The sequence below is a fragment of the uncultured Dysgonomonas sp. genome (genome assembly GCF_900079725.1).
Classification (GTDB): Bacteria; Bacteroidota; Bacteroidia; order Bacteroidales; family Dysgonomonadaceae; genus Dysgonomonas.
The window spans coordinates 546,441-571,590 of sequence record NZ_LT599032.1 but is presented as its reverse complement, the minus strand read 5'-3'; the positions used below and the strand labels follow the sequence as shown (position 1 = coordinate 571,590).

Sequence of the window (25,150 nt, the reverse complement as noted above, 5' to 3'; positions counted from 1 at the left end):
TTTGATAAAGGAATTAATGCGTTTCTTGTTAAATTTTAGATTACATGCTGCATCGAAAGTGTGTTATAGTAGAGGAAATTATTAAATCGCGAAAAAATATAGTTAAATTTATATTCCTTATTATGTTTATTTGGTAATATCGTTTAATATCAATATTTTTATACTGTATTTGTTAATTAACTATTATGGCAAAACTTATTATTAATTCCTATGCCGATTTTGAGCAGTATGTAGGAAAGGAACTGGGGACTTCTGATTGGCTGAAAATATCTCAAGACCGCATCAACAAATTTGCAGAAGCTACACTTGACTATCAATGGATCCATGTAAATGAAGAAAGAGCTAAGGTAGAGAGTCCTTTCAAAAGTACAATTGCACATGGTTACCTCATGGTATCTATCTTGCCCTATCTTTGGGATCAGATAATAGAGGTAAACAATATAAAGATGCTGATAAATTACGGTATCGAAAAGTTGAAGTTTAATCAGGCGGTAATTGTCGACAGTGAAGTACGTTTACGGGTTACTTTGGCCTCGCTTGTTAACCTGAGAGGAATAGCCAAAGCCGAATTGAAGGTTATTCTGGAAATAAAAGACTGCCCGAAGAATGCATTGGAAGAAACAGTCATATTTCTATATCACTTCAATAGTTAAGAGAAATATTACGGATAATATAATGGAGGGATACTTTAATTATTAAGGTATCCCTTTTTATTCGATAGCGCGATAGGCCGCTTTTCTGTATTATATCATCGAATTGTAATTGATACAGGCTTTTACTATCGCTTTCCACTGTATACTTTTTGTGGGTACATCTTTTGGGTGATACTTCTGGTTGTATCCGCTAAGCCTTATATAGTCATCACCCATATCTGATTTATCCAGGTTTTTAATTGTGAGAAACTCTTCTCCATCGATGGTAAGATATACGATATACATTTCACCCCAATATATATCGTTGGTGTGATTCGCAGTTTTGTAGCATACGATATCCCCGGGTTTGATCAATGGATACATGCTGTCTGTCTTCACAAATCCGGCACCGTCACATGAGCTTAAGTTGGGTATGGATAGATACCCATGGCATTTGTGCGAACCCTTATAGGAGAATATTGGTATAAACTCCAAAGGGGATTCTGCTTTGAGCAGATTTTTGTCAGAGACAGTCGACGGGTCTATATTCATTACAGCAGCATACTGTTCCCGTACCGACTGTAAGTTGTCGTATAGCCAGAATATGGATGATTTTATCATTTCACCTTCACCCGAAATAAGCCATTCTAGATTTATTTCAGGATATGCAGCATATATTTTTGCTATTGTATCGCCTGTTATACCGCTTTTCTTGTCCAGAGTACCGTTAGAGACACCAGTCTGATTATAAAATTTATTTTTGCTAATCCCCTGTTTGTCTATAAACTGTATAATCCTGTCCTTTTGAGTTAAGTTTTTGTTCATTGTGTGTAATCGATAATGAATTATAACTATACCTATTGAGGTATAATTGCAATATAGTTTGTAAGATTTCTAACAAAAATAACTTTAATTCTTGAAATACCAAAAAAGTTAATTTTTTGCCACTAAAATAAAGATATAGCAAAAAATGGTTAATGTAGAATTATTTCATATTATTTGTTTTTAATTGAGAAATATTTCTTTAATTTTGCGGAAATTTTAATAGGAAATCACAAAATATACAAATGCGCTTCTTGGTTACTATGCAAAATAATAGCTTGTATTTTACGGGGTTACCCCATGACTAGGAATATTTCTATATGGAAGAACTACATACATAATGATGCAAACGAAAATAATTTTACTCACATATGAAAACTTGCACGAGAACAATCAGATTTACTTTGTTAGGGTTTGTTACATTAGCACTTCATACAATAGACATTCAGGCACAGGTTACAATAGGATTGGGGGAGGCGCCTGCTAAAGCCGGACTATTACAGCTGAAAGAACAGGAGCCTGATGCTAATAATATAACCTGTAAAACCGGCGGTTTTATCTTGCCTCGGGTGGCATTGGTAAATCTGAAAACTTTGGAGCCTTTTGTTAACCCCGCAGAAGCTGGATATGCAAGTGAAAAAGCGAAGAATGTGGGGTTGCTGGTCTATAATATGACTAAAACAACGCCCTTTGTTCCAGGCTTGTATCTATGGGACGGAGAGCAGTGGGGGGTGTTGAGAGCAACTTCGGATAGTGTGCCTACCAGAGATAACTCGGGGAGTATTCCCGTTGAACCGAATGCTCCATCCAGTATGACAGACCCTGCTGGTTTGAAGTTGTCGAATTCATTTATTGTTGGCTTCAATAAAACAATTGATATCCCCGTTATAAAGGCTTATGCTGTTTGGAATCAATTGTTGAATCTGAATGAGGTAGGGTTGCAGGGAGCCGTTAGTGTGGAATTATTATGGGAAGATAAAAAAGATCTGATAAAGGAAGTTACTCTTGCATCAGGAGATAAAGGTACGGCTTCAATGCTGAGGGTTACAACCAATAGTAATAATCTGCAAGGGAATGCTGTTGTTGCAGTGAAAATAAATAATGTGATACGTTGGAGTTGGCATATATGGGTGACAAATTATGATCCGGAAGTATTGGCAGGGGAGAAAGTCTATAACAATACAATCTTTATGGATCGTAATCTAGGCGCGATAAATACGACACCAGGTAATATAGGTTCATTAGGCATGCTTTATCAATGGGGAAGAAAAGATCCTTTTCCTGGCTCTTCGGCTGTAGATGATAATTTAGAAATTGTACTCTATACTGTGTCTGGTGGCAATGTGGCTATAGGGAAGAACAAGGTGAATAATAGCCTTAATATGCCGACTTCTATTATTAATCCGTACACATTTTATTATAGTACAGAGGGCAATCAGGATTGGTATAGTAATTCGGGTACAACCAATAACTATTTGTGGAGTAATACAGATAATACAAAGGGTACCTACGATCCTTGCCCAAAAGGATGGCGTGTGCCACGCAGTGGGTCGGGAAGTGCTTGTCCATGGAATGGTTTAGGTGGCGGTGGGCCTGCTTTTGATAAAGGTAAAGGAGAAGAATGGACTGTGGCAGGTTATTATCCTGCAGCAGGGTATCGTGATCCGGCGACAGGTAATCTGACAATGGTTGGGCTGGAAGGGTATAACTGGTCTGCTACAGCTTTCTATAGTACTGTGTATAGGTTGTTTTTCAAATCCTATTACATTCAGGTAGATGCAACGGATAATAGGGCCAAGGGTAGTTCGGTGCGTTGTATAAAAGAATAGTTCAATATAAATAAGATTTATCTACTCTGTGTAGTTTTTTTAATTTGTCTTAAGGTTGGGATGGCATATGCGTGAGCATGTGCCTTTCTGTTTTTAGATAGAGTTCTGGGCTAAAAATAATGAGTCCCGCGAATCTCTCGACTCACAGGACCCAACCTTAACACAAACTTTACAAAACTACATATATATTTATTATATCGTTTATTCTTATTTATCCATCCTGTATTGTGTAGGAGACAGACCTGTATGCTTCTTGAAAAATCGACTCAAAGAAGTCTGATTAGAAAAGTTGGTCTTCACGGTTATCTCCTGTATATTCAATGCCGGATTTTTTAATAGTGACTTTATCTCCATAATGCTATATTCTACAATCCAGTCCTTTGCCGGCCTGCCACTCACATCTTTTACCACCGTGGTCAGATATTTAGGCGTTATATGGAGTTTCTCTGCATAGAAAGCAATCTCTCTATTTTCTCTGAAATATTGCATTATCAGAAGGAAGAAATCATATGTAATTTTTTCTTTCCGGCTATCAATATCCCGAATGGCATTTTTAGATAGTAGATTGTTCCTATAATTATTATAAAGATCAAGATAGAAAAGCCTCAGCAGATTGACAATGTATTCCCTCTGGAATAAATTGTCGGCTGGTTTCACCCAACTATATATAAGATTGTAGTATTGCGAAAACCGATATACTTCATCTTTAGATAGCTTATAGTGATACTTCCTTCTCATATGTATAAAGAATAAAGGAGAAAGGCGTGCGACTCCACTAAGAACATCGTTTATTAACAAATGTGATACTGTAAAATAATTGATTGAAAAATCAGGACTTTTACTTTTCAACGAAACTATCTGCCCCGGAAGAATTACCATTAATTCTCCTTTCGACAAATGATGTTCGTGCATATATACATCTATTATAGCGGATCCTTCAGTACAGAGTCCTAAGATTCCTATGGGAAGATATGTCTGGGTATATGTAACGGGAAGAGCGCTCTCTCCCATACAAATATTAAAGTCATACCCAAAAGAATATACAGAGTTTTTCTTGTCCTTTGACAGAGCTTTTTTTTCTCCGTACATTTTTGTCTTGTCTTCCATCTCAGTCTTGTCTCTCCTCAATATCGGGTGCAAATATATAACATCATTCTTTACAATTTTCATCTTGTGGAAATATGGTATAACATTTAGGAAGTATGGTATCCTTTTTGTCTGAATTCTTCACAAAAAATACCCTTATTGACTCGAAATCGGCCAACCGCACTATAAATATATCTATTTTTCCATCTCTATTCTTAGTGTAAGTCTCGGCTACAAATTTAGTAAAAACAAGAGAATAATATATAAATAATAAGATATATTTTGAAAATAATATAGATTTTATTTAATACAGAAAATGAATGAAGGGCGCTTTTATATCTATATCCTTTATATTGTAGTCTAAATCTGCGTCCATCTAAAATACAAAAGCTTATCAGATAATCTATCAGATAAGCTTTTGCATATAAGGAATCTTGATCTTCTATTTCAGATAAGTGTCGAACCAACGGAAGAACTCTCTTTGGAACAATATCCCGTTTTGAGGCTGTGCTATCCAATGGTTTTCGTTCGGATAAATAAGCATGCGAGCAGGAATGCCTCTCAGTTTGGCTGCATTGAATGCCATCATGCCCTGAGATGCCAGTATGCGGTAATCCAGTTCCCCATGCGTGATCATTATCGGAGTATCCCATTTCTCTACAAATTTGTGCGGAGAGTTGGCATATGAACGTTGTGCGATAGAATTGCTTCTGTCCCAGAAAGAACCACCCAGATCCCAGTTAGCAAACCACATCTCTTCTGTCTCAAGATATTGTGCTTCCACATTGAAGATACCGGCATGTGCAAGGAATGCTTTGAATCGTTTATTGTGGTTACCTGCCAGCCAGTATACGGAGAATCCGCCATAGCTTGCTCCTGTACATCCAAGTTTGTCGGCATTCACAAAAGGCTCTTTAGCCATTGCATCTATAGCCGAAAGGTAATCCTTCATGTTCTGTCCGCCATAATCTTTGCTGATTTGCTCCAGCCATTCCTGTCCAAAGCCCGGAAGTCCTCTGCGGTTGGGTGCTACAATAATGTATCCGTTTGCAGCCATCATCTGTAAATTCCAACGGTACGACCAAAACTGACTTACTGTACTCTGAGGGCCACCCTGACAATATAGAAGGGCAGGATATTTCTTATTAGGGTCGAAGTTTGGCGGATATACGATCCATGTCAGCATTTTCTTTCCATCAGTAGTGGCTATCCAACGCTCTTCTACTTTACCCATTTTTAGCTGTCCCAGTATTTCTTTATTTTCGAAACTCAATTCGGTAGCTTCACCGTTAGTTGTATTAACAGAATATATTTCATTGGGTGCTGATAATGAATGACGTGTCGCAATCAGTTTATCTCCGGCTATACCAAAAGATTCATAATCGTAGTCACCTTTTGTTACCCGGTTTATTTCTTTAGTGTGCACAAATGCTTTGAATATGTGAGTCTTGGCTTCCACGCATGATACAAAATAGATACTTTCGTTATCGTTCCATGCCAGATAATCAGTATTGTAATCAAACTTTTCGGTTACATAGATTTTCTCATTAGTAGCCAGATTCAGTACAAACATCCGGTTCTTGTCAGACTCGTACCCGTCGCGCTCCATGCTTTGCCAGGCAATATATTTGCCGTCAGGAGAGAAAACAGGATTGATGTCGTATCCCATCATACCTTCTGTAAGATTTTTAGTCTCTTTTGTATCTATATTATATAGGTATATATCGGAATTCGTAGACAAAGCATATTCCATCCCTTTTTTCTTGCGGCATGTATATGCTATCGATTTACTATCGGGACTCCATGCCAATTGCTCCGTACCTCCGAATGGAAGCATTGGGCATTCGTAAGGTTCATCACCTAGGATATCTATGCCTTCTGTTATTTTTGTGCCATCATAATCGGCAACAAAGCTATGAGGGATTTCTTCCACCCATTCCGACCAGTGTTTATACATCAGGTCATCTATAATACGTCCTGACGCCTTAGGCAGATCTGGGTATTTATCGGCTGTGCGCTCCCCGAACTTTATGTTCTTAATATATAGTATCTTCTTTTCATCCGGAGAATAAGAAAAACCATTTATGCCCCCTTCTATTTCGCTGATCTGCATGCGTTCGGTTCCATCCGGATTCATTTCCCATATCTGTGAAGAACCACTCTCGCTGCTAAGGAATGCTATTTTAGAGCCTCCTTTTATCCATACGGCATTGTTCTCGCTTTTGGCAGTTTGGGTTATTTGCTTTTTGTCCGAGCCATCGATATTCATCGTAAATAACTCCCGGTTAGTCTTGTTTTGCTCGATACTTACATAAGTGACTCCGTAAAGTACTTTTGATTTATCAGGTGAAACTTGTACATCGGATACACGTCCGAAGCTGTAGAGGACTTCGGGGGTCATAATACCATTTTCAACTTTTACGGTGGCTTTGCCGATGAGCGGGGCATCTTTTTCCGTGTTCTCTATTTTTGCGGAAAAGTTACCGCCACACGAAACAGCAGATGCGCCGAGTAATAATGCCATAATTGATTTATTCATATAGTTTAATTAATTTTATATGTAAAGATATTTGTTTTTTGTAATACACACAACTTATAAGATTACAGACCTAGGGTAACCCCCGAAAATTGATAACTGTAGTTATCTGTTGTGTTTTTGCATTAATTAACTATATAGTGTTAAAACCTGACACTTCTGACACATTTTTCATTATTCTTATCTTGTTTATTTTTATTCATTAACTGTGTATAGTTAAAAATAACAAAGGTAACAGATCAGTAAACAGTCATCAGTAAACCAACTTGTAACTCGTAACTGCCCGCAGGGCGAAGTAACTTGTAACTGTTAAAAGGTAACAAAGGTTACAGTTTTTTATCCCTTGTGCCCTTTATGATTCCCTTCGTGTGCTTAATGGTTAAATCTCTTTACCACAAGGGGCACAAAGATTTACACAAAGAACACTATTTACAGTAAACAGTTAACAACTTGTATCTTGTCTGCTCTCATATAACTTTCAACTTAATACTTAAGCACATGTAACATTTATCACACATTTGCTAATATGCTAATTTGCAAATCTGCTAATTAAAATTTGGCTCTGCTGATTTTCAATTCAAAGAACTATCAGCTATCAGCCAACGGCTAAAAGCTATATACATAGATAAAATTTTCCTTCGATGATAAATATTATAATTAAAGTTTGGCCATTCATTTTAAATGTTATATTTTTATTGAACGATTGTTCAATAAAAATATATGAATACAGAGGAACTTATATTGAAAAAAACGTTTGGACTCTTGTTGTTAAAGGGTTTTGATGCTACTTCCATAACCGATATTCAGGTGGCTACCGGTTTGTCGAGAGGGCTTCTCTATCATTATTTCAAGAATAAGGAAGAGCTGTTTATACAGGTGACGGAGAAATTTTTTATTCAGATATTTGATTTTGATATCCGTAAGGCTAAGGATTACGGAGTGGCTGAATTTGTTGATTTTATGTGCGATCGCTTCCGCCATATCAGTAATATTATATCCGGAATAGTAGAGGAAACCGGAAGTGTAAAAGAAGTTTCAATGCTAAATTATCACTTTTTGTTTTATCAGGTAATGCAGCGGGATGCCATTTTCAGAAATAATTACAGGGCAACAACCGAAAAAGAGCGTACGGGTTGGGAATATGCATTGAAGAATAGCATCAACAGAGATGAAATACGTGTAGATATAGACGTAAATGTTTCAGCAAACCAGTTGTTTACACTTACGGATGGTATATGGTTTCAAAGTATTTTTTCATCAGACGGACAAAGTGTGATCCGTAATCTGGAGAATGCTTTAAGCCATTATATTGCATTGTTAAAATAAAGAGTATATATTTTTTTATAATTATATTGAACGAGTGTTCAATGTTTTTCAAATATTTTTTAAAATAGATTTTGTATGAGCTGGGTTTATTTATTATTGGCAAGTGTTTTCGAAGTAGGTTTTACTTTTTGTATATCAAAAGCAAAAATCGTAGCTGCTCCGCAATCTACATATTGGTATATCGCATTCGGAGTGTGTTTGGTATTAGGAATGGGGTTGTTGGTAAAGGCTACTCAAACGATACCGATGGGTACTGCATATGCCATATTTACAGGTATAGGCGCTGCCGGGACTGTACTTTTGGGAATAATTGTGTTTAAAGAGCCAGCCAATCTGATGCGGATATTTTTTATTGTTACTTTGATAGCATCGGTAGTTGGTTTAAAAGCAGTATCACATTGATAATATAGATATGCAATGAATCTCGGAACGATGCTAAGATGTATATGCAGATTTTTACTCTGAATATAGAGTAGGGAATGTTCTGGTATATGGCGTTTTCAATTATTTATTTTGCACCTTTAAATATCTGTATTGTGTGAAATTATATTAAAAAGACAGTGGAGAACCCTGTCTTTTTTTATATAATACCTCTTTATTTCTGTTTTCTTTTATTTTTGTAGAAATCATATCTTACACACTAAAGATTAACTTGATATATAATAATGCAGAATTGCCGTTTTTTCCTCATATTATTTTTCTTTATTTCTTTGAGCGGGTATTCGCAGATCACTATGCGGCACCAGACTGCTAAACCGAAACTTGCCGATTCGCTCGATATTGCATATTATTCGAAAAAGAACTGGTATCGTGCCGGGGGAATCACTGTGGGTTTCAATGTTGGATTATGGGCATTTGACAGATATGTGAAGAAAGGTGATTATGCTTATATCAGTATGAAGTCTGTAAGGCGAAATTTTAAGAAAGGCTTCATCTGGGACAATGATAATCTGGAAACAAATATGTTTGCACACCCTTATCATGGCAATCTTCACTTCAATGCAGGACGGGCCAACGGCCTTACTTATTGGGAATCGGGAGGCTTGGCTTTAGCCGGGAGTGCTATGTGGGAAATGTTTATGGAAAATGAATTTCCCTCTACCAATGATATAATAGCTACACCTATAGGTGGTATGGCTATAGGCGAAGTATTTTACCGTACTTCCGATCTTATTCTCGACGACAGGCGTACAGGTTCTTCCCGTTTCGGACTCGAAGCTGCAGCATTTCTCATATCACCTATGCGTGGCCTTACACGTATCATGTCGGGAGATGCCTGGCGGAAAAGATCTACTTCGGGCAAACAGTTTGGAGTACCTGATGTAAGCGTCGAAGTATCCATGGGGGTGAGGGCCTTGGAATTTGAAGACCCCGTGATAGATAAAGGGCTTGGTTTTGCTACAAATATTAACGTGGAATATGGCGACAGGTTCGAAGCTGAAACAAATAAACCATACGATTATTTTACTTTCAAAGCCAATATTAACGGACAAGGCTCACAGCCTATGCTAAGCCAGCTGAATATTACCGGAAGATTGTATTCTGCGGAACTTATCGATAATTCGAAGGATTTTCTCAGTATTGGAGTATATCAGCATTTCGACTATTATGATTCCGATACGATATCCGATGTATCGTCGCGTATACCTTACAAGATATCTGCACCGGCTTCGTTCGGGGTAGGGCTGATACATAAGAGCAAACGGTTTTCAAACTGGGTGTTCGACTCCTTTGCTCATTTCAATGCCATTATATTGGGTGGTACTCTTAGCGACCATTATATACTTGACGACCGTAATTATAATCTGGCTAGTGGCTTTAGTTGGAAATTGGGAGCCAGTATTGCGTACAAGGATATATTCAGTGTTTCGCTCACCGACGACGGATACCGCATGTTCACGTGGAAAGGCTATCCACGGGATATAAATTGGGAAACAGTGAACGAAAAAACACTGAATGCCCAAGGTGACCATTCGCAAGCAGTGTTGAATGTGGTCTGTCTGCGGATGGATTTGAAGCTGAAAGACCGTTTTTATCTGACAGGTATTGGCTATAGTTACGCGCGTGATACGAATTATAAATATTTCGATAATGTATTTTCTTCCACAGCAGAGGGTCGTTTGATGCTCACATATAAATTTTAGCAGATGCTATGGTCTTTTCACCAACACTTTGTCGATACGTGCACCATCCATATCTACTATCTCGAAAGAGAATCCTTTCCATGTCAATAATTCGCCTGTTCTAGGTATATGCTCCAATAAGTCTAGTATCAGTCCGCTAAGTGTATTGTATTCATATTTAGAATATAAATCGCCTTTTTTGAAATAAGTAAGGAAATCATAGAATGAGCATTGTCCGTCTACAAGGCAGCTGCCATCCTGTCGCTGCACTATGTCGGGTTCTTCATGCGGGTCGAGGATTGTTCCTACCAATGCTTCCAGAATATCTTTGAGAGTAACGATACCGCGTACAATACCGAATTCGTCACAAACAAGGGCGTATTGTACATGCTTCATCTTCATTTCTTCCAAAGCGCTGTAGACTTCCATGTTTTCGTAAAAATAATGGACGGGACGTACTACCTGCATAATATCAAAATCCGGATCTTCTATTTTTCCAAACATATCTTTCAGGTGCACAATGCCTTCCACATGATCCAGATCCTTATTGCCTACAGGATATTTGTCGAATGGATTATTCTGTATAATCCCGATTATTTCCTGATTGGTCATATCGGTATCTATCCATACTATTTCGCCCCGGTAGGTCATAATAGATTCCAGATCCCTGTCGCCCAATGTGAAGACACGTTCCACTATATCCTGTTCTACCTCCTGAACTTCGCCCCCTTCGGTTCCTTCCTGTATCATTGACTTTATCTCTTCTTCTGTCACCTTTGTGTCAGTGTTTTTAATTCCCAAAAGGTTAAAAATCAGAGAGGTACTTTTGGAGAGAATCCATACAAAAGGAGATGCGATAATGGAGAGATAGTGCATGGGGAGGGCTATAAATTTGGCTATCTTTTCGGCGGCACTTAAGCCGATCCTCTTCGGTACCAACTCACCGAAAACAATCGTAAAATAGGTAACCACAATAACAATGCTCACCTTTGAAACAGTCAGTACATACTGTTGAGGGATGCCTGTATTATTTAGCACTTTGGCAAAATCATCAGCTAGTACATCTCCCGAATAAAGACCGGTCAGAATTCCGATTAATGTAATCCCAACCTGTACAGTAGATAAGAATCGGTCAGGATTATTAGCCAGATTTACAGCAGACTGGGCAGATTTGTTACCTCGTTTGGCTTCATTGTTCAAACTGGACTTACGGGCAGACACAACTGCTATTTCCGACATTGAGAAAATACCATTCAATAGTATTAATGCAACGATTATTGCGATTTCCATATATATTCTTTATTGATACCGTAAAGATATTGGCTATCGCTATTTTTTCCAAATTAAGAAAAAGGAATATTTGTTAATTGAAGGGAGGGGAGGGAGGATTATTGGTTAATCCTCCATTATCAGATCATTCAGAAACTCGCTTAATGGCTGCATCAGCTTATACATATCTTTGATGTATGGTACAAGTTCATCGCTCAGCAGTTTATCTGTAGGGATTGGCTTATATGCATAAAAATGCTTCAATTTCAGATATTCTGTTGCTGGGTGGTTCTTATCAAATCCATTGGGTACACGTTGCAAAGCGTCTTCATCGCGGTAAAGATCTCCGATCTCCTTTTTGAAGCGCTTTTCGTTGAGTATTTCCTGAAACAGTTCGAAGTCGTCATATATACCCCGTCTTACTTTCTTCAATTGGTCCGGCATCAGCATATAATGCCCGCACGAAATAAAACTTTCCTCCGGGTCGATATGCAAGTAATAGCCTGACGATTTATCCAGTGTGCGAGGACGGAATACTGCCCCGAAATGGGTTTTGTAAGGAGACTTATCGGTAGAAAAACGTACATCCCTATAGATGCGGAAGATACATTTTTTCGGCTCCAGCAATCCTATTTCAGGGTCGAATGTGGCTATTGCCTGTATTGTCTGTCCTACCAGTTTTTCATAGTCGGCACGTGCCCGGTCATACCATTTCTTGTTTTCGGTAAACCATTCGCGATAGTTGTTTTCCTTTAGTGCGGCGAGGAAATCCAGTGTATCCTTTTTTAGCATGTTTATATTGTTTTCGTTTTTTAGTTTGTCGAATTGTTGTCATTTTTTCACAATGTGAAGATACTTATTTTTTCTACAGCAGATATTATGAACGATAGAAAATTTTAGAAAAACAGAAATCCTTGTTAACATATAATTCATCAGATTTTTTTTGTGATTTTAACAGCTATTTACGGGCTATTTATGCAATATTTTAAAAATTAACTTAAAATAATTATTTAAATAATGAACTTTTATTAAAAGGTGATGTTATAATATTAACAAACAATGCCCAATTTGCCTTCTTATTAAATCTATTGAGATTTAGACAGTATTTAGAAATAGCTTTAACAAATCATATTGAGAGTTTTCGGAAGATAATATTGAATTATTATATTTAATAATATTGGGGGAAGGAAAATCCCATTTCAAATATGAAATATATGAATGCATTCCATATAGTTACTAGAGTACTAATCTAAAAACATTACTACTATGGCAGACATCGATAAAATGATGCTACAGTCTATTTATGACACGTTATTTAGTGCCTATGCTGATCCACCTGCAGACCTCAAGCTACAGGGAACTAGCCAGAATCAGAACATATACTTGTCGCTAAACTGGCCTGGACAGGCTATTGACCTCGAATCTTTTGCCAATCCTCAATCGCCGGCAAATCCTAATGGAAGTGAAAAATCTGTACAAAATTTTTCGCAATTGGTAGACCGCTTGTTTAGTATTAATCCTATTACTGCAGAAAACGGGCACACTCTGTCGAAGGGTATCTATCCGTTGACTGTTAAGGCAAACGTAACACCACCACCTATTGACGAGTATGCAAAAAAGAGATATGAAGAAGCTTATAACTTTTTGCATGCAGACGGTACGGACTTTGACGGTGAGGGAAAACCTATCACCGTAAAGGTAGACTCTCCGGTTTATACTAACTATAAGCGTAAGATGGATGCATATAATGATGCATTAACCAGTTTGATCGCTGCTTATTTTGCCCTTGATATGAGTAAACCGGCAGATCAAAAACAATGGAGCTTATTAGGTCCAAGGTATATATCGAAGGCGGACTCTGCTTATCAGGACTGGACTAATGCCCAAAAAGCCAGGGTAGAAGATATGCTGGCAGTTGAAGCTCAGTATATAAACAATCAGGTCGGTCAGGTATTTAATAATGCGCAATTGCAATATGATAAATATCAGAGAGGAAATATATCTGACCCGAATAGTGTATACTATCCGGCTTATGCGATACCTGCTAACTGGTTTGCTCCGAGTGCCGCCAGTACATGGACATCAGTAACTCTGGATTCTAAAACTCTGAAGACCAGTGAACATTCCGATTTTTCTAAGATCAGTGCAGGTGGTAATGCTAGTTGGGGATTGTGGCATGTAGGCGGTAGTTTCGATAAAGAAGACTCACATGTATCGATGAGTAAACAGACAACAAATCTGACAGTGTCATTTAAGTTTACCCGTGTACAGATCAATCGTCCGTGGTACAATCACTTGTTGTATTCTATCAAAGGATGGTCGCTTGGGAATGCGTATAAAAAAGGAGAACTATCCAGTGGAACAAGAAATCAACCACTCAACACACCTTTCCCTATGCTACCAACCAGTTTTATTGCTGTAAGGGACTTGTCGATAAAAGCTGATTTCTCGAAAGAGGATTCAGAACTGATAACAAGTAAACTGAAGACGCAGGCTTCTTTTGGATGGGGCCCATTCGCTATCAGCGGAGGATACGAGCATGGTAGTAGCGATAAGAAATTTGCATCCTCTTTTGACGGAAAAACGCTCAAAAATGAGGGTTTGCAAATTATAGGATGGCTAAGTACTATTGTGCCGGAATGTCCACCACAATAAATGACTGAATAAGGGGGGCAGGGGATCGGATTACATCCTCTGCGACCTCTTTTTACCTTAACGATATAAATACATAAATGAATCCAATCATAAAAGACTCTAACGTACAGCGGGCCCTGAGGGCTCTGCTCATCGACGGATTTATAACCCAGTCATTTATGGGTACGGCAGGCGATCAGCTCAAATATTTATTCTCATGGCCTCCCGATGCTCTGGAAGAATCGCAGTATGCTAATCCCTGGTCGGTAAATAATCCGGATGGAAGCCAAATGGCTATAGAAAATATTTCGTCACTGGTAGATCCTATTCCGATGTGGAGTGATAATTATTTTCCATCCAACAACACGGTAGAAAGCGTTTATCGTAATTTGATCTTGCCTGCTCAGCCTGTGCGTAGTACAAAAACGGCGGTAAGTAATGGAAGTGCAGATGGGATATTATCTGATGAAGAGTTTGAAGAAATAAAAAAACAGTTGCCGGAAATGAAACCGGACGATTCGGAGCGTATTAAATCGGTGGAAAGGGCTAAGGAAAAGATTAAATCGCTGACCATATCCGGTATCGTAGGCACAAAACAAATAGAACAGATAGAAACTGAGAATGAAGACTTGGTAAAAAGAGGAAAATTGAAGTTATATACATCGGGCGGTGGTACTGCCTTGCCTGTAGAACGGGTCTTGTTATATGCAAACTCTTTGGTGGCCAGACTGGAAAAGAGCAGTGTAGATAATCCGATGCTTACCTATTGCCCATCAAATATATTGCCACTTCATTTTGCCTCACCCGCCGATGTTGCATCCAATTGGGCTGATACATCCTTTACTTGCATGAGTGAGGATAATGAACAGGTAGATATAAGTCTGAAATTTACGCGGGCTGATATAGAAAGACCCTGGATTGTAGATTATCTTTTCAGTATGAGGGGTTGGACAATACCGGGACAAAGTCCGGGTTGGCTATCTAATGGTTCGTCAATGAATAATACAGGATTGTTTCCTCTGCTTACACTTTCTTTTATTTTATGCAGGGATTTTTCTATGAGGGTGAAAAATCAGACACTTTTTCAGATGAATGGGTTGCAGATACTTGCCCGATGCTGTAAATTGATGCCGCCTATGCCTGCAGAATAAAAGGGTGTATACAGCAATGCTTTTTCCGATAAGTAAATAAAGGCATATAATTAATATAAAAAGGATTTTGCGGTGCAAGAGAGAATTTCTCAAGTTTAATGTATGCAAAAATAAGTTTTATTTTGTTATTCAATATAATTATAATGGACCTTTAGCCTTGCTATATTGGCATTTTCCATACATTTATCTGTTAAACGATAAAATGATACCGCTATGGAACTTTTAAAATCTAAAAGACTACTTATCCTGACTTTTTTTCTTCTCGTTTTTGCAGCTGCTTATTCTCAAAAAAAGGATGACGACAGAATATATTGGAATGACAGACAAAAGCTGATTGTTGATGATTTTGGTATCAAAACAAAGAATCTGGAAAGCGGAGCCACTTCGGCAGATTTCGCCATCGACTATGATGTGAGCCGTTTTAACTTTGTCAGTAAGAATTTCAATAAAAATGTTCGTAATTATATGGTTAAATCGACTTCGCAGATCGATACTACCGGTAATGTACAACAATATTTACTTTACCAGCAAACGCTTTTCGATTTGAGTGAAGTGTATGCTCGTGAACTCCGAAAAGCGCTAAAAGAAAATCGAAAATTGTTGATCTCGGGAACTAAGGTTGCTGATGAGCTGAACTGGAAAGTGATGTCGGAATTTCTCGATCGCAGAAGTAAATATACTCAGGAAACCAATTCGGCAAGCGATCCGGTTAAGCAAAAAGAATGGGAAGATCAGATTGCCTATGAACTGAATGAGCTGAAAGACTACATTTATGGAAAATAGAAAGTTCATAATCAAAAGCCGTAATAAAAAAGAAAACATTAACGGACTCAGGTAAACATTAAGATGTATATTGCTGTTTTATAGTAGATAAGTAACTCATTGCTCAAAAAAAGACAGCTATGCATATTTTTATTACCGGAGGCACAGGGCTGATTGGTACAGCTTTGGTTAAGACACTCATTAGGCAAGGCCATGATGTTATGGTTCTGAGCCGTAATCCGCTTAAGGCTGAGAAGAAGCTCGAAAAACAGGCAAAATTCTGTACTTCATTGCAAGCTATGAAGTCTCTTGATGGGTACGATGCTGTCATAAATCTGGCGGGAGAGCCTATTATCGGGAAACGCTGGACTAAAAAGCAGAAAGAGCGTTTGTGCAATAGCCGCTGGAATATAACCCGTCGGCTCACAGAGTTGATAAAAGCCAGTGACATACCTCCTAAAGTATTTATATCCGGTTCGGCTATCGGGTATTATGGTGCGCAGGATAATAATATTTTGACTGAGAAGTCAGGGTTTAACGATGAATTTACTCATCAATTGTGCAAAAAATGGGAAGAATTGGCATTGGCAGCTCAAAGCAACAAGACGAGGGTCTGCATATCGCGTACGGGGGTCGTTCTATCAAAGGAGGGTGGGATGTTGGCTATTCTTACCTTGCCTTTTCGCTTGGGCTTGGGATGTACACTTGGCAAAGGTAGTCAGTATATATCATGGATACATATACAGGATATGGTGAATGCCATTATCTACCTGATGGATATGCCCGAAGCTCAGGGTATATTCAACCTTACAGCTCCCAATCCGGTGACAAATAAGCGTTTTTCTAATATATTATCAGCTACCCTCTATAGACCTCGTATATTTCGCATGCCTGCATTTATGATGAAACTTGTAATGAGTGAGGCTGCCACGATGGTTGTAGATGGTCAGCGGGCAATTCCCCAGCATCTTACCGATCTGCATTATCGTTTTATTTTCGAACATTTGGATGAGGCATTGAGCGCATTGCTGAAAGGAAGAAAGTATAAAAAGCAACTTGTCGGGTCCGGTTCTCAAAAGAGCACAAATGGTTAATTGCCATTTATTGGATATATAATTTATTTCATACCTTACATTCCTTTTTTTCCTGTTAAGATATTACATTTGTAGGCAATTAAGTAAAAGTAAATATTTAATGATAGTCTTAGAATCTCTGACTAGTCATTGGATTTAACTTAATGAATCAATGAATTGGTCTGTGACCTTAATAACTACAAATAAAGATGATATACAGTTTTGCAAACGATTATGCAGAAGGATGCCATCCCTCTATATTAGAGGCTTTGACAAAAAGTAATTATTCTCAGCAACCTGGATATGGCGACGATGAATATAGCCGCAATGCTGAAAGAATGATCAGGGAATTAACCGATAGTAATGCTGATGTGCATATGATTTCGGGAGGGACTTTAGCTAACCTTACCGTATTAGGCTCTATCCTTCGCCCTTTCGAATCGGTAGTAGCTGCCAGCACAGGGCATATTTATGTAAATGAAGCCGGAGCTATAGAAGCTACCGGACACAAGGTTGAAGCAGCTCACACAAGTAACGGGAAATTATGCCCTGCAGATATAGAGCCGTTTCTGAATAAAATAAGAGGGCATCATGTGGTGCGTACGAGGGTCGTATATATATCAAATTCTACAGAGCTGGGGACAGTATATACAAAACAAGAACTAACTGATTTATATGTGTTTTGTAAGGCTAACGATCTTATCTTGTTTATGGACGGGGCCAGATTGCCGATGGCTTTGACCGCCCCCTCTAACGATATGGCTTTGGCAGATATAGCAGCACTGACCGATGTGTTTTATATTGGAGGTACTAAATGCGGAGCATTACTTGGCGAGGCTGTTGTGATAACAAATCCTGAATTGAAGAAAGATTTCAAATTCCATCTTAAGCAGCGGGGGGCACTTACTGCAAAAGGCCGGGCAATGGGAATACAGTTCGATCAGCTGTTGCGGGATAACTTGATCTTTAATCTGGCAGACCATGCCAATCGTATGGCGGCAAAAATGGCCGCTGCATTCAAAGCAAAAGGATTTTCTCTACTTATTGATTCGGATACGAACCAGATTTTTCCGATATTACCAAACGAATTACTAAAGTATATGCAGGATAATTATGGGTGCCTGGTATGGAGTATTGTGGACGAAAAGCAAACAGCTGTAAGATTTATTACCTCATGGGCTACCCCGGAGACTATAGTAGATGAATTTGTAGAAAAACTGAAAAAAAAGGATTAGATCATCCTTACTTATATAAAACGAAAAAGTCCGCAACATCACATCGCTGACTTTCCCAACTTTAACACAAACTTTACAAAACTACACAAACATAAAACCATTATAAGGGTAAAATGTTCGCTGTATATTTCGAATTAACAGTGTTAAAATATTGAGGTGCTATTATTGTGCTGTAAATCAGATGTCCGTTTGGTGGGGCTGTTCTTGTTTTTAATTTCTGTTAACATTATCCGACCTTTTAAATAGGAGAATTTAAAAGTGAATTTTCAATCTGCGATCAAATTTATCCATCAATTTATACAGGTGTTTCCCCAATATACGTTCCTGCTCTTTTTTTGAGTTTTGTTCCATTTCGGCATAAATTGCTGTTGTACTTTTTGTATAGGCATAATCATATTGCCGGCTATTTATCTGTATAAGTATAAAGATGAAAGTAAGAGATATGACTGTAGAGGTAATTATCTTTGATTTATTCTTCAGGATTTTGAATACGGAGATAATAAGATTAATGATAATACAGCATGTAATTAGCAGAAATATATCATAATTATTCCACCACCATATCTTCCCATATCCCCCGGTATAGTTTTCTCCCGGCCAGCAGAGCGCTATTCCTCCCCAAGCCGAAGCGGGAGTAGGCAGATCTCCTGCCAGATGCGCCCAGAAACCCAGAACGAAGGTTATGAAGTAGATCGAATGGTCTTTCATAAAACCGGTAAAATGTAGATCTTTATTCTTTAATGATTTCTGTATAAGATAAATGCTAACGATAAGTAGTATCCCTAGAACGATACTGGCCGGCAACGAGTGAAAGAATGCATGATGCGAATACCAGAATTTACTGCTATAGACAACTTTGCCAGTGTCAGAGAGCCCGAAGAATTCACCCAATGTAGTATCGAAACGCGACCACATGCTGATGGCATCTATATCGGGAAGCATTCCGCCAAGAGTACCGGCCAGTATTATTTTTGCTTTTCTTAAGGGTGTCGTCTTAACGAAGGTTGAAGCACAGGTTGCTACGGCTGTTCCTGACAGGGCGTGGGTAAGTATGTCCATAGGGTGGGGGCGTTATTCGGGTTGAGTTAGCGCTGATGCTGATGTTGTATTTACGCGCTCATTTATACTTTCTATAAGAGCTTCTTTGTTTGCCAGCGATAAGAAAGTGTTTATATAGCCCAGTGGTACGGGTATTTCATCGTTACTCTCTATGATAACCGTCGAGCCTGTTAATTTATTTTTTTTTATGTATGCCCTGCCTATATTAGCATATGCGACATAGTTTTTGTGAATTTGCATCTGTCCCTTCATTTCGGAGAAAAACAGGCCATCGTCCGCAAGACGGGCTATTTCTATTTTCTTGAAAAGGTTGGCATAAGCTCTTATCCCAAACAACATTGTTATTGTTACAAATAATAAGGAAATAAGCACAAATCCTGCTATAGAACCAATTGTACTGTCTTTTGCCGACTCGATGCGGACTGCTTTGATTCCGTCAGAAATGAAAAGAAATGAAAAGATAATAAAGGCACATGTAATGAATAAAAAGATAGTACCGAAAATATAGTCCTGTCTTTTGTTCGAATAGTATACTATGTCGGTTTCTCTTTTTTGCATTGGCAATGAGTTTGTATGATAATATTTCAAATATACGATAAATGTTCTATCAGTGTACATTGTAATTTGAATATAAGCTTATATATAGAGTACGATATGACCCGATTCCATAATTTACTTTAAACTTTCTCTTCCGTAATCACGAAGCGGGAGCCTGAGTCCACATTCTTAAATGAAAGTAAAGTGGCATCATCTGACTTATATATAAAATTATCTATACAATACCTCTTGTTTTATTGTAGGTATTCCTGCCCCCATGGCATTGATAAGAGAACGCTGCGTGCTAAAAAAAGACGTTTGTTCCATTTCATTACACTGAGAGATGAGGGTTGTGTATCTGGTAAGGGATTCGATCCACTCCTTTTTTTGTGCACAAAACACCGGATTGTGGGTAGTTGCCAGTTCTGCTTGTGGAGACCAAAAACTGACGGAAACCTTGTCTCCGTATTCAGCATATAAATAACTAGGTTCTATGTCTATAGCAGATAAGTAGATACGTATTTTTGCACCACTGCTGCCGGTGCCTGTCCGTACCATAAGTTCCATCCTGTCTACAACCTGTGATAATCCTTGTTGTAAATCCATCAGATCGTTGTTGTTGAGTAAACCGCGCCTCCGGAAATAGTCGATTTCCTTTATCATATAAAGAAATATATTCTCATCTAATATCATGATCATCTCACCGGTCAGTAAGTTGTCATTCATTATATATTGCTGGTGCTTTTCATATACTATGTCCGGAACGGTAAAGTTACTGAAATTACAATCTACATCACCTTTCAGTACATTTACACACCACTTATAATAGTAGAATTTTGATAGGATTTTCTGTGTTAGCGTAAAACAAAATGGAAGTCTGTTCAATACAAAATACATTCTGAATGTGTCGACCTTTTGAAGCTTCCACATGATTTCTATATTATCTTGTAGAATTTCCAAAAAAACGTCTTCCGGTTTTACCCATTGGTGCATCTTCAGATCAAAGTGCGCCGTATCTGTATTTTTTAATCCGATAAGCTTATCTATCGATAAGTCCAAATCCTGCGCAACTATACAAATTTCCTCAAACGAGAAAGGTACTTCGCTTCTGAGCCGGCGGTAAACTGATTCGCGGCTCAAATCGAGGATGTCCATTAAATAGTGCGCAAGTTCTTTTGCTTGAGGGAAGTATGAGTTAAATACAGATACGATTTTTTTGTTAAAATCATTTTTCATATAATCAATTGTCTTTTGCCCAGACCGATTAATACTTAGTATCTTTAACTGGCTATAAATTTACGAAAATTATTTGTATTAGGGTTTAAAACTGTCAGAAAAAGTCCTTGACGGAGAAGGTGTTTCAAAAAGTGATTCTATCTGTTGTGTACTGTTTGCATAAAAAGGTATATGTTGTTGCTTCGTAAATATGAAAAAAACCTTCCGGGGGTATCCGGAAGGCTTCAAGACTTAACTAATACTTACTTATTTGCTTACTTACTAAATTATTTATAATCTTTCAGAATCTCCTGCAGCCTTTTTCGTGCAAAAAATATCCGGCTTTTTACTGTACCTAGCGGCAAGTTTAATGATTTGGCTATTTCATCATACTTGAATCCTGTAAAATACATAGAAAACGGCGTTTTGTAATCGTCATTGAAAGTGTCCAGGACATTCATTATTTCATGGTATGTGAAAGAGCCTTCAGGGGAATCGAAGCCTGATTCCTGCGGCATATTTAATTGGTACAGGCTGTCAGAGTTGTCTAAAACCGTTTGTGTGCGTACTACGCGGCGGTAATTGTTTATGAACAGATTGTGCATTATAGTAAAAACCCATCCTTTGAAATTGACATTATCGTAATACTTGTCTATATTACTCAAGGCTTTCAGTGTAGTTTCTTGAGTAAGATCTTTAGCGTCATCACGGTTGGTTGTCAGGGTTAATGCGTAGTTTAACATGTTGCTTTGCATCTGTACCAAGTTGTGTTCCAGTGTCTGTTTGCTAGTTTCCATTACTCTTCTGTTTTTGTAAATGTTTTATAATTTTTTTTCGTTTTTGACACTGCAAAGATATATGTTTTTTTGTAACTGATTGCATAGACAACTAAAAAATATCGATCAAATGTTAAATATTGATATAAATAAATTGCTAGTAATCAATAAATAAATCAATGGATAACTATATTAACATTTGATTTATATATAAGTATATCAATTATGTTAATTAACATACAGTTTTCTTGTTTTTAATCATTTTTCGTGAAGATATAATGTATTAACTTAAAATGGCAGAACAAGTGATTGATAATTTTTGTTCTTTTAATGCGTTTTATTTAATAGTAGCTTAAAGATAAGTTGATCCAGCTTTATTAGAAAGTTTAATTTTAATTAGAATCGTTGTTTCAATTTTTTTTGCCGTAGCATCTAGGGTGTTAGTCTCTATTAATAGTAACTTTGGTTATTTAATATGTATAAGAAATACTTAATCGTGAATAATTTGTCGAAACACAACAAAGAATATATAGCTATATTATTATTTATCTTTTCGATATCTCAGTTATTTTTGCCTGCAATCTTGTCGGCACAGACGGGAGGGGCTAATAATGATACAATTCCCTTATATTCGGGCGATACAATACGGAAATCCATTTATTCACAGCAGAAGAAAAACCGGAACTGCGTTTATGACTTTGTATGGGGAAAACATTACAGAGAGTTATATACGATTCCTGTTTCGGTGGGTTCTTCTACCCTGAATTCCCTCTTCGGAACCCTCGAAGTGACGGGTCAGGCCCCGGAATTTCATGGGCTTTATATGGTTGATAAAAATGGTCGAAACTATCTGGTGAAGCCTTTGAGCGGATCGTCCAGCTTTCTTCAATCCGAGTTCTTCCAGGAAATGTATAATAAAGATGATTTTAAGGATACGTATCTCGATAGTTTTATAGGAGATGCATATACTATTGTAAATCCATATACATTTATAGCTTCCGACTATATGGCTAAAGTTTTGGATTTGAATTCAAATAATCCACGCCTTTATTATATTGCCCGTAATGCTACGTCTGATACTATTGTAGATGGTACGGAAATTCAGGATAAGCTTGTAAGTATAATGAATGTCCCTGATCTTGCCACAAGAAAAGATATCATTAGCACAGGTGATCTGCTGAAAAAATTGCAAGATGATAAGTCTCATGTTGTTGATCAGGATCTTTATATCCGTGAACGTTTATTTGATATGCTGATCGGAGACTGGAACAAGACACCTGAGAACTGGAACTGGCAGAGAAGTGTAGCGGATGATAAGATTGTGTATAAACCTATTGTTATAGATCGTAGCCATGCTTTTATGAAAGTGGATGGCTTGCTGACAGGTCAAATGTTGAGTGTACTTTCTCTCGGTTTTATATCTGACTATAAAGATCATATCAGCAATCTGAAAAAGTTCAATAAATTGGGTTTTACGCTTGATGTGGCTCTGACTGCCCAAAGTGAACAGAAAGACTGGCTCCGGCAGTCGCAATATCTGAAAAACTTATTGACTGACAGTGTAGTAGATTATGCTTTTGCCCGATTACCTAAAGAAATACAATGCGAGGAAATAAATAAGATCAAGCAGAAATTAAAGAAACGAAGGGATAAACTCGATGAGATTGCAATGGAATATTATAAAGAATTGCAGTTCAATCCTGTAATAACCGGTACGAATAATAATGATAAGTTTATAATAGATAAATTTCATCGAGACAGTATACAGGTCGACATATATAACAGAAATACTGATAAACTTGTGTTCAGGCACAGATACACGAAAAGAAACTCAAGGGAAATATGGTTGTACGGCTTGAATGGAGATGACAGCTTCGAAGTGAAGGGGAATAAAAGAAATAAGATACCATTGTATGTCTTGGGAGGAAAAGGAGATAACAGGTATAGTATGCAATCTGAGAGTAAAATAAAAATACTTGGATATAATTCTCAAAAACAGGGATTAGACTCTGTTAAGGATGCGAAGGTGATCATCACGGACAATGATAAGATACATGATTATGATTATGAAAAGACGCGCTACAATAGTGTTTCGTTCAGTCCGTGGGGAGTATATGACTCTGACTGGGGGCTGAGCTTAGGTAGTTTTGTAACATATACCCGTTACGGACTGAAACGCTCCCCTTTTTCGTATCAGCACCGTATAGGTTATAACTATCTGAAAGGATTTATGTATAAAGGTATTTTCCCGATGTACGACGATCGCAAAAGTATTTATTTAGACGCCTTTGTCGGTTCTCCGACAAACTTCTCCAACTTCTTTGGATTTGGGAACAATACAGATGGATTTAAAGATGAAAAGAAAGTATATAATCGAGTGAAGGTGGGGCAATATTCGTTGTCTCCATCCTTTCATTATACGCTGGCGAAAGATCATCAGCTCATATTATCAACCGCATTCGAAATATTTAAAGTAAAAGAAGTCGACGGCAGGTATATCAATGAATACTACAATAATGATTATTCCATATTCGATACCCGTTACTTTGCAGATTTGAGTGTGTCGTATGAATTAGATAAGAAGATTTCCAATATTGTTCCTACTTTTACCGGGTCATTTACTGCCGGATGGAAGATGAATATTCTTCATCCGGAACGCAATTTCCCTTATACAGAACTCGATCTGGCACTCAATGTTAAGCTTACCGACAGGATTACCTGGGCTACGAATCTGAAAGGTAAAGTCATTTTTAATGATAAGTATGAGTTTTATCAATCGGCTTCTACCGAATTGCGTGGGTATCGTGATAGTCGGTTTATCGGCAGACAATCTTACTATCAGTATTCAGATTTACGCATAGATATGGGAAAAATAAAGAATCCGTTTACTCCCCTTAAATATGGTTTATTTGCAGGATTCGATTTTGGCCGGGTGTGGTATCCGCACGAATCTTCAAAAAAATGGCATGCCTCTTATGGTGGGGGTGCGTGGGTAACCATAATCAATAAAATAACCACTAAATATTCATGGTTTGGTTCGGGAGATGATTTCCGTTTTATGTTTGGTTTAGGAATGGGATTTTGA

General features: G+C 37.8%; 20 protein-coding genes. 11 read left to right on the top strand and 9 right to left on the bottom strand.

Features of this window, described 5'->3' with window-relative positions; genetic code table 11:
- Nucleotides 1–185: 185 nt before the first annotated feature.
- Nucleotides 186–653, top strand: coding sequence for a MaoC family dehydratase (locus QZL88_RS02515; protein ID WP_296938447.1), 468 nt, complete (start codon nt 186–188; stop codon nt 651–653).
- 90 nt (nt 654–743) lie between these two features.
- Here the strand turns inward: QZL88_RS02515 and QZL88_RS02510 are convergent, their stop codons facing one another.
- Nucleotides 744–1,457: a LexA family transcriptional regulator gene (locus tag QZL88_RS02510; protein WP_296938446.1), complete on the bottom strand. Its 714-nt coding sequence runs from the start codon at nt 1,455–1,457 to the stop codon at nt 744–746.
- 368 nt (nt 1,458–1,825) lie between these two features.
- Between QZL88_RS02510 and QZL88_RS02505 the strand changes: the two genes are divergently transcribed.
- A complete protein-coding gene (locus tag QZL88_RS02505; protein WP_296938445.1) occupies nt 1,826–3,283 on the top strand; it encodes a hypothetical protein in 1,458 nt (485 codons plus the stop codon).
- A 207-nt stretch (nt 3,284–3,490) separates the two neighbouring features.
- Here the strand turns inward: QZL88_RS02505 and QZL88_RS02500 are convergent, their stop codons facing one another.
- Both QZL88_RS02500 and QZL88_RS02495 read right to left on the bottom strand, forming a co-directional pair.
- On the bottom strand, nt 3,491–4,453 hold the full coding sequence (locus tag QZL88_RS02500) for a helix-turn-helix domain-containing protein (protein ID WP_296938444.1): 963 nt from the start codon (nt 4,451–4,453) through the stop codon (nt 3,491–3,493).
- 358 nt (nt 4,454–4,811) lie between these two features.
- Nucleotides 4,812–6,908: a S9 family peptidase gene (locus tag QZL88_RS02495; RefSeq protein ID WP_296938443.1), complete on the bottom strand. Its 2,097-nt coding sequence runs from the start codon at nt 6,906–6,908 to the stop codon at nt 4,812–4,814.
- 717 nt (nt 6,909–7,625) lie between these two features.
- Here QZL88_RS02495 and QZL88_RS02490 point away from each other — a divergent pair.
- The 3 genes from QZL88_RS02490 to QZL88_RS02480 all read left to right on the top strand — a co-directional run bounded on the left by QZL88_RS02490 (nt 7,626) and on the right by QZL88_RS02480 (nt 10,375).
- Complete coding sequence (locus tag QZL88_RS02490) at nt 7,626–8,231, top strand: TetR/AcrR family transcriptional regulator (RefSeq protein ID WP_296938442.1); 606 nt, start codon at nt 7,626–7,628, stop codon at nt 8,229–8,231.
- Nucleotides 8,232–8,306: 75 nt separating this feature from the next.
- Entirely contained in the window at nt 8,307–8,633 is a 327-nt protein-coding gene (locus QZL88_RS02485; protein ID WP_194223425.1) for a multidrug efflux SMR transporter, read from the top strand.
- Nucleotides 8,634–8,965: 332 nt separating this feature from the next.
- Entirely contained in the window at nt 8,966–10,375 is a 1,410-nt protein-coding gene (locus QZL88_RS02480; RefSeq protein ID WP_296938441.1) for a DUF3943 domain-containing protein, read from the top strand.
- A gap of 6 nt (nt 10,376–10,381) precedes the next feature.
- Here the strand turns inward: QZL88_RS02480 and QZL88_RS02475 are convergent, their stop codons facing one another.
- Complete coding sequence (locus QZL88_RS02475; RefSeq protein ID WP_296938440.1) at nt 10,382–11,644, bottom strand: hemolysin family protein; 1,263 nt, start codon at nt 11,642–11,644, stop codon at nt 10,382–10,384.
- 105 nt (nt 11,645–11,749) lie between these two features.
- Entirely contained in the window at nt 11,750–12,415 is a 666-nt protein-coding gene (locus QZL88_RS02470; RefSeq protein WP_296938439.1) for a DUF2461 domain-containing protein, read from the bottom strand.
- Between the two features lie 474 nt (nt 12,416–12,889).
- Here QZL88_RS02470 and QZL88_RS02465 point away from each other — a divergent pair, with 474 nt between their 5' ends.
- From QZL88_RS02465 to QZL88_RS02445, 5 genes are all read left to right on the top strand, one after another.
- Nucleotides 12,890–14,278, top strand: coding sequence for a hypothetical protein (locus tag QZL88_RS02465; protein WP_296938438.1), 1,389 nt, complete (start codon nt 12,890–12,892; stop codon nt 14,276–14,278).
- Between the two features lie 77 nt (nt 14,279–14,355).
- Nucleotides 14,356–15,408 (top strand): hypothetical protein, encoded by a 1,053-nt coding sequence (locus tag QZL88_RS02460; protein WP_296938437.1) that lies wholly within the window; start codon nt 14,356–14,358, stop codon nt 15,406–15,408.
- Nucleotides 15,409–15,621: 213 nt separating this feature from the next.
- Nucleotides 15,622–16,191, top strand: coding sequence for a hypothetical protein (locus QZL88_RS02455; RefSeq protein ID WP_296938435.1), 570 nt, complete (start codon nt 15,622–15,624; stop codon nt 16,189–16,191).
- Between the two features lie 119 nt (nt 16,192–16,310).
- The gene (locus tag QZL88_RS02450) at nt 16,311–17,264 is read left to right on the top strand and encodes a TIGR01777 family oxidoreductase (RefSeq protein WP_296938433.1); all 954 of its coding nucleotides are present in this window, start codon (nt 16,311–16,313) and stop codon (nt 17,262–17,264) included.
- Between the two features lie 188 nt (nt 17,265–17,452).
- Nucleotides 17,453–18,478, top strand: a complete 1,026-nt coding sequence (locus tag QZL88_RS02445) for an aminotransferase class I/II-fold pyridoxal phosphate-dependent enzyme (RefSeq protein ID WP_296938431.1) — start codon at nt 17,453–17,455, stop codon at nt 18,476–18,478.
- A gap of 252 nt (nt 18,479–18,730) precedes the next feature.
- Here the strand turns inward: QZL88_RS02445 and QZL88_RS02440 are convergent, their stop codons facing one another.
- The 4 genes from QZL88_RS02440 to QZL88_RS02425 all read right to left on the bottom strand — a co-directional run bounded on the left by QZL88_RS02440 (nt 18,731) and on the right by QZL88_RS02425 (nt 22,086).
- Nucleotides 18,731–19,537: a metal-dependent hydrolase gene (locus QZL88_RS02440; RefSeq protein ID WP_296938430.1), complete on the bottom strand. Its 807-nt coding sequence runs from the start codon at nt 19,535–19,537 to the stop codon at nt 18,731–18,733.
- A 12-nt stretch (nt 19,538–19,549) separates the two neighbouring features.
- A complete protein-coding gene (locus QZL88_RS02435; RefSeq protein WP_296938429.1) occupies nt 19,550–20,095 on the bottom strand; it encodes a hypothetical protein in 546 nt (181 codons plus the stop codon).
- A gap of 210 nt (nt 20,096–20,305) precedes the next feature.
- A complete protein-coding gene (locus QZL88_RS02430; protein WP_296938428.1) occupies nt 20,306–21,310 on the bottom strand; it encodes a helix-turn-helix domain-containing protein in 1,005 nt (334 codons plus the stop codon).
- A 266-nt stretch (nt 21,311–21,576) separates the two neighbouring features.
- Complete coding sequence (locus QZL88_RS02425; protein WP_296938427.1) at nt 21,577–22,086, bottom strand: RNA polymerase sigma factor; 510 nt, start codon at nt 22,084–22,086, stop codon at nt 21,577–21,579.
- Nucleotides 22,087–22,540: 454 nt separating this feature from the next.
- Between QZL88_RS02425 and QZL88_RS02420 the strand changes: the two genes are divergently transcribed.
- The gene (locus QZL88_RS02420; RefSeq protein WP_296938426.1) at nt 22,541–25,150 is read left to right on the top strand and encodes a hypothetical protein; all 2,610 of its coding nucleotides are present in this window, start codon (nt 22,541–22,543) and stop codon (nt 25,148–25,150) included.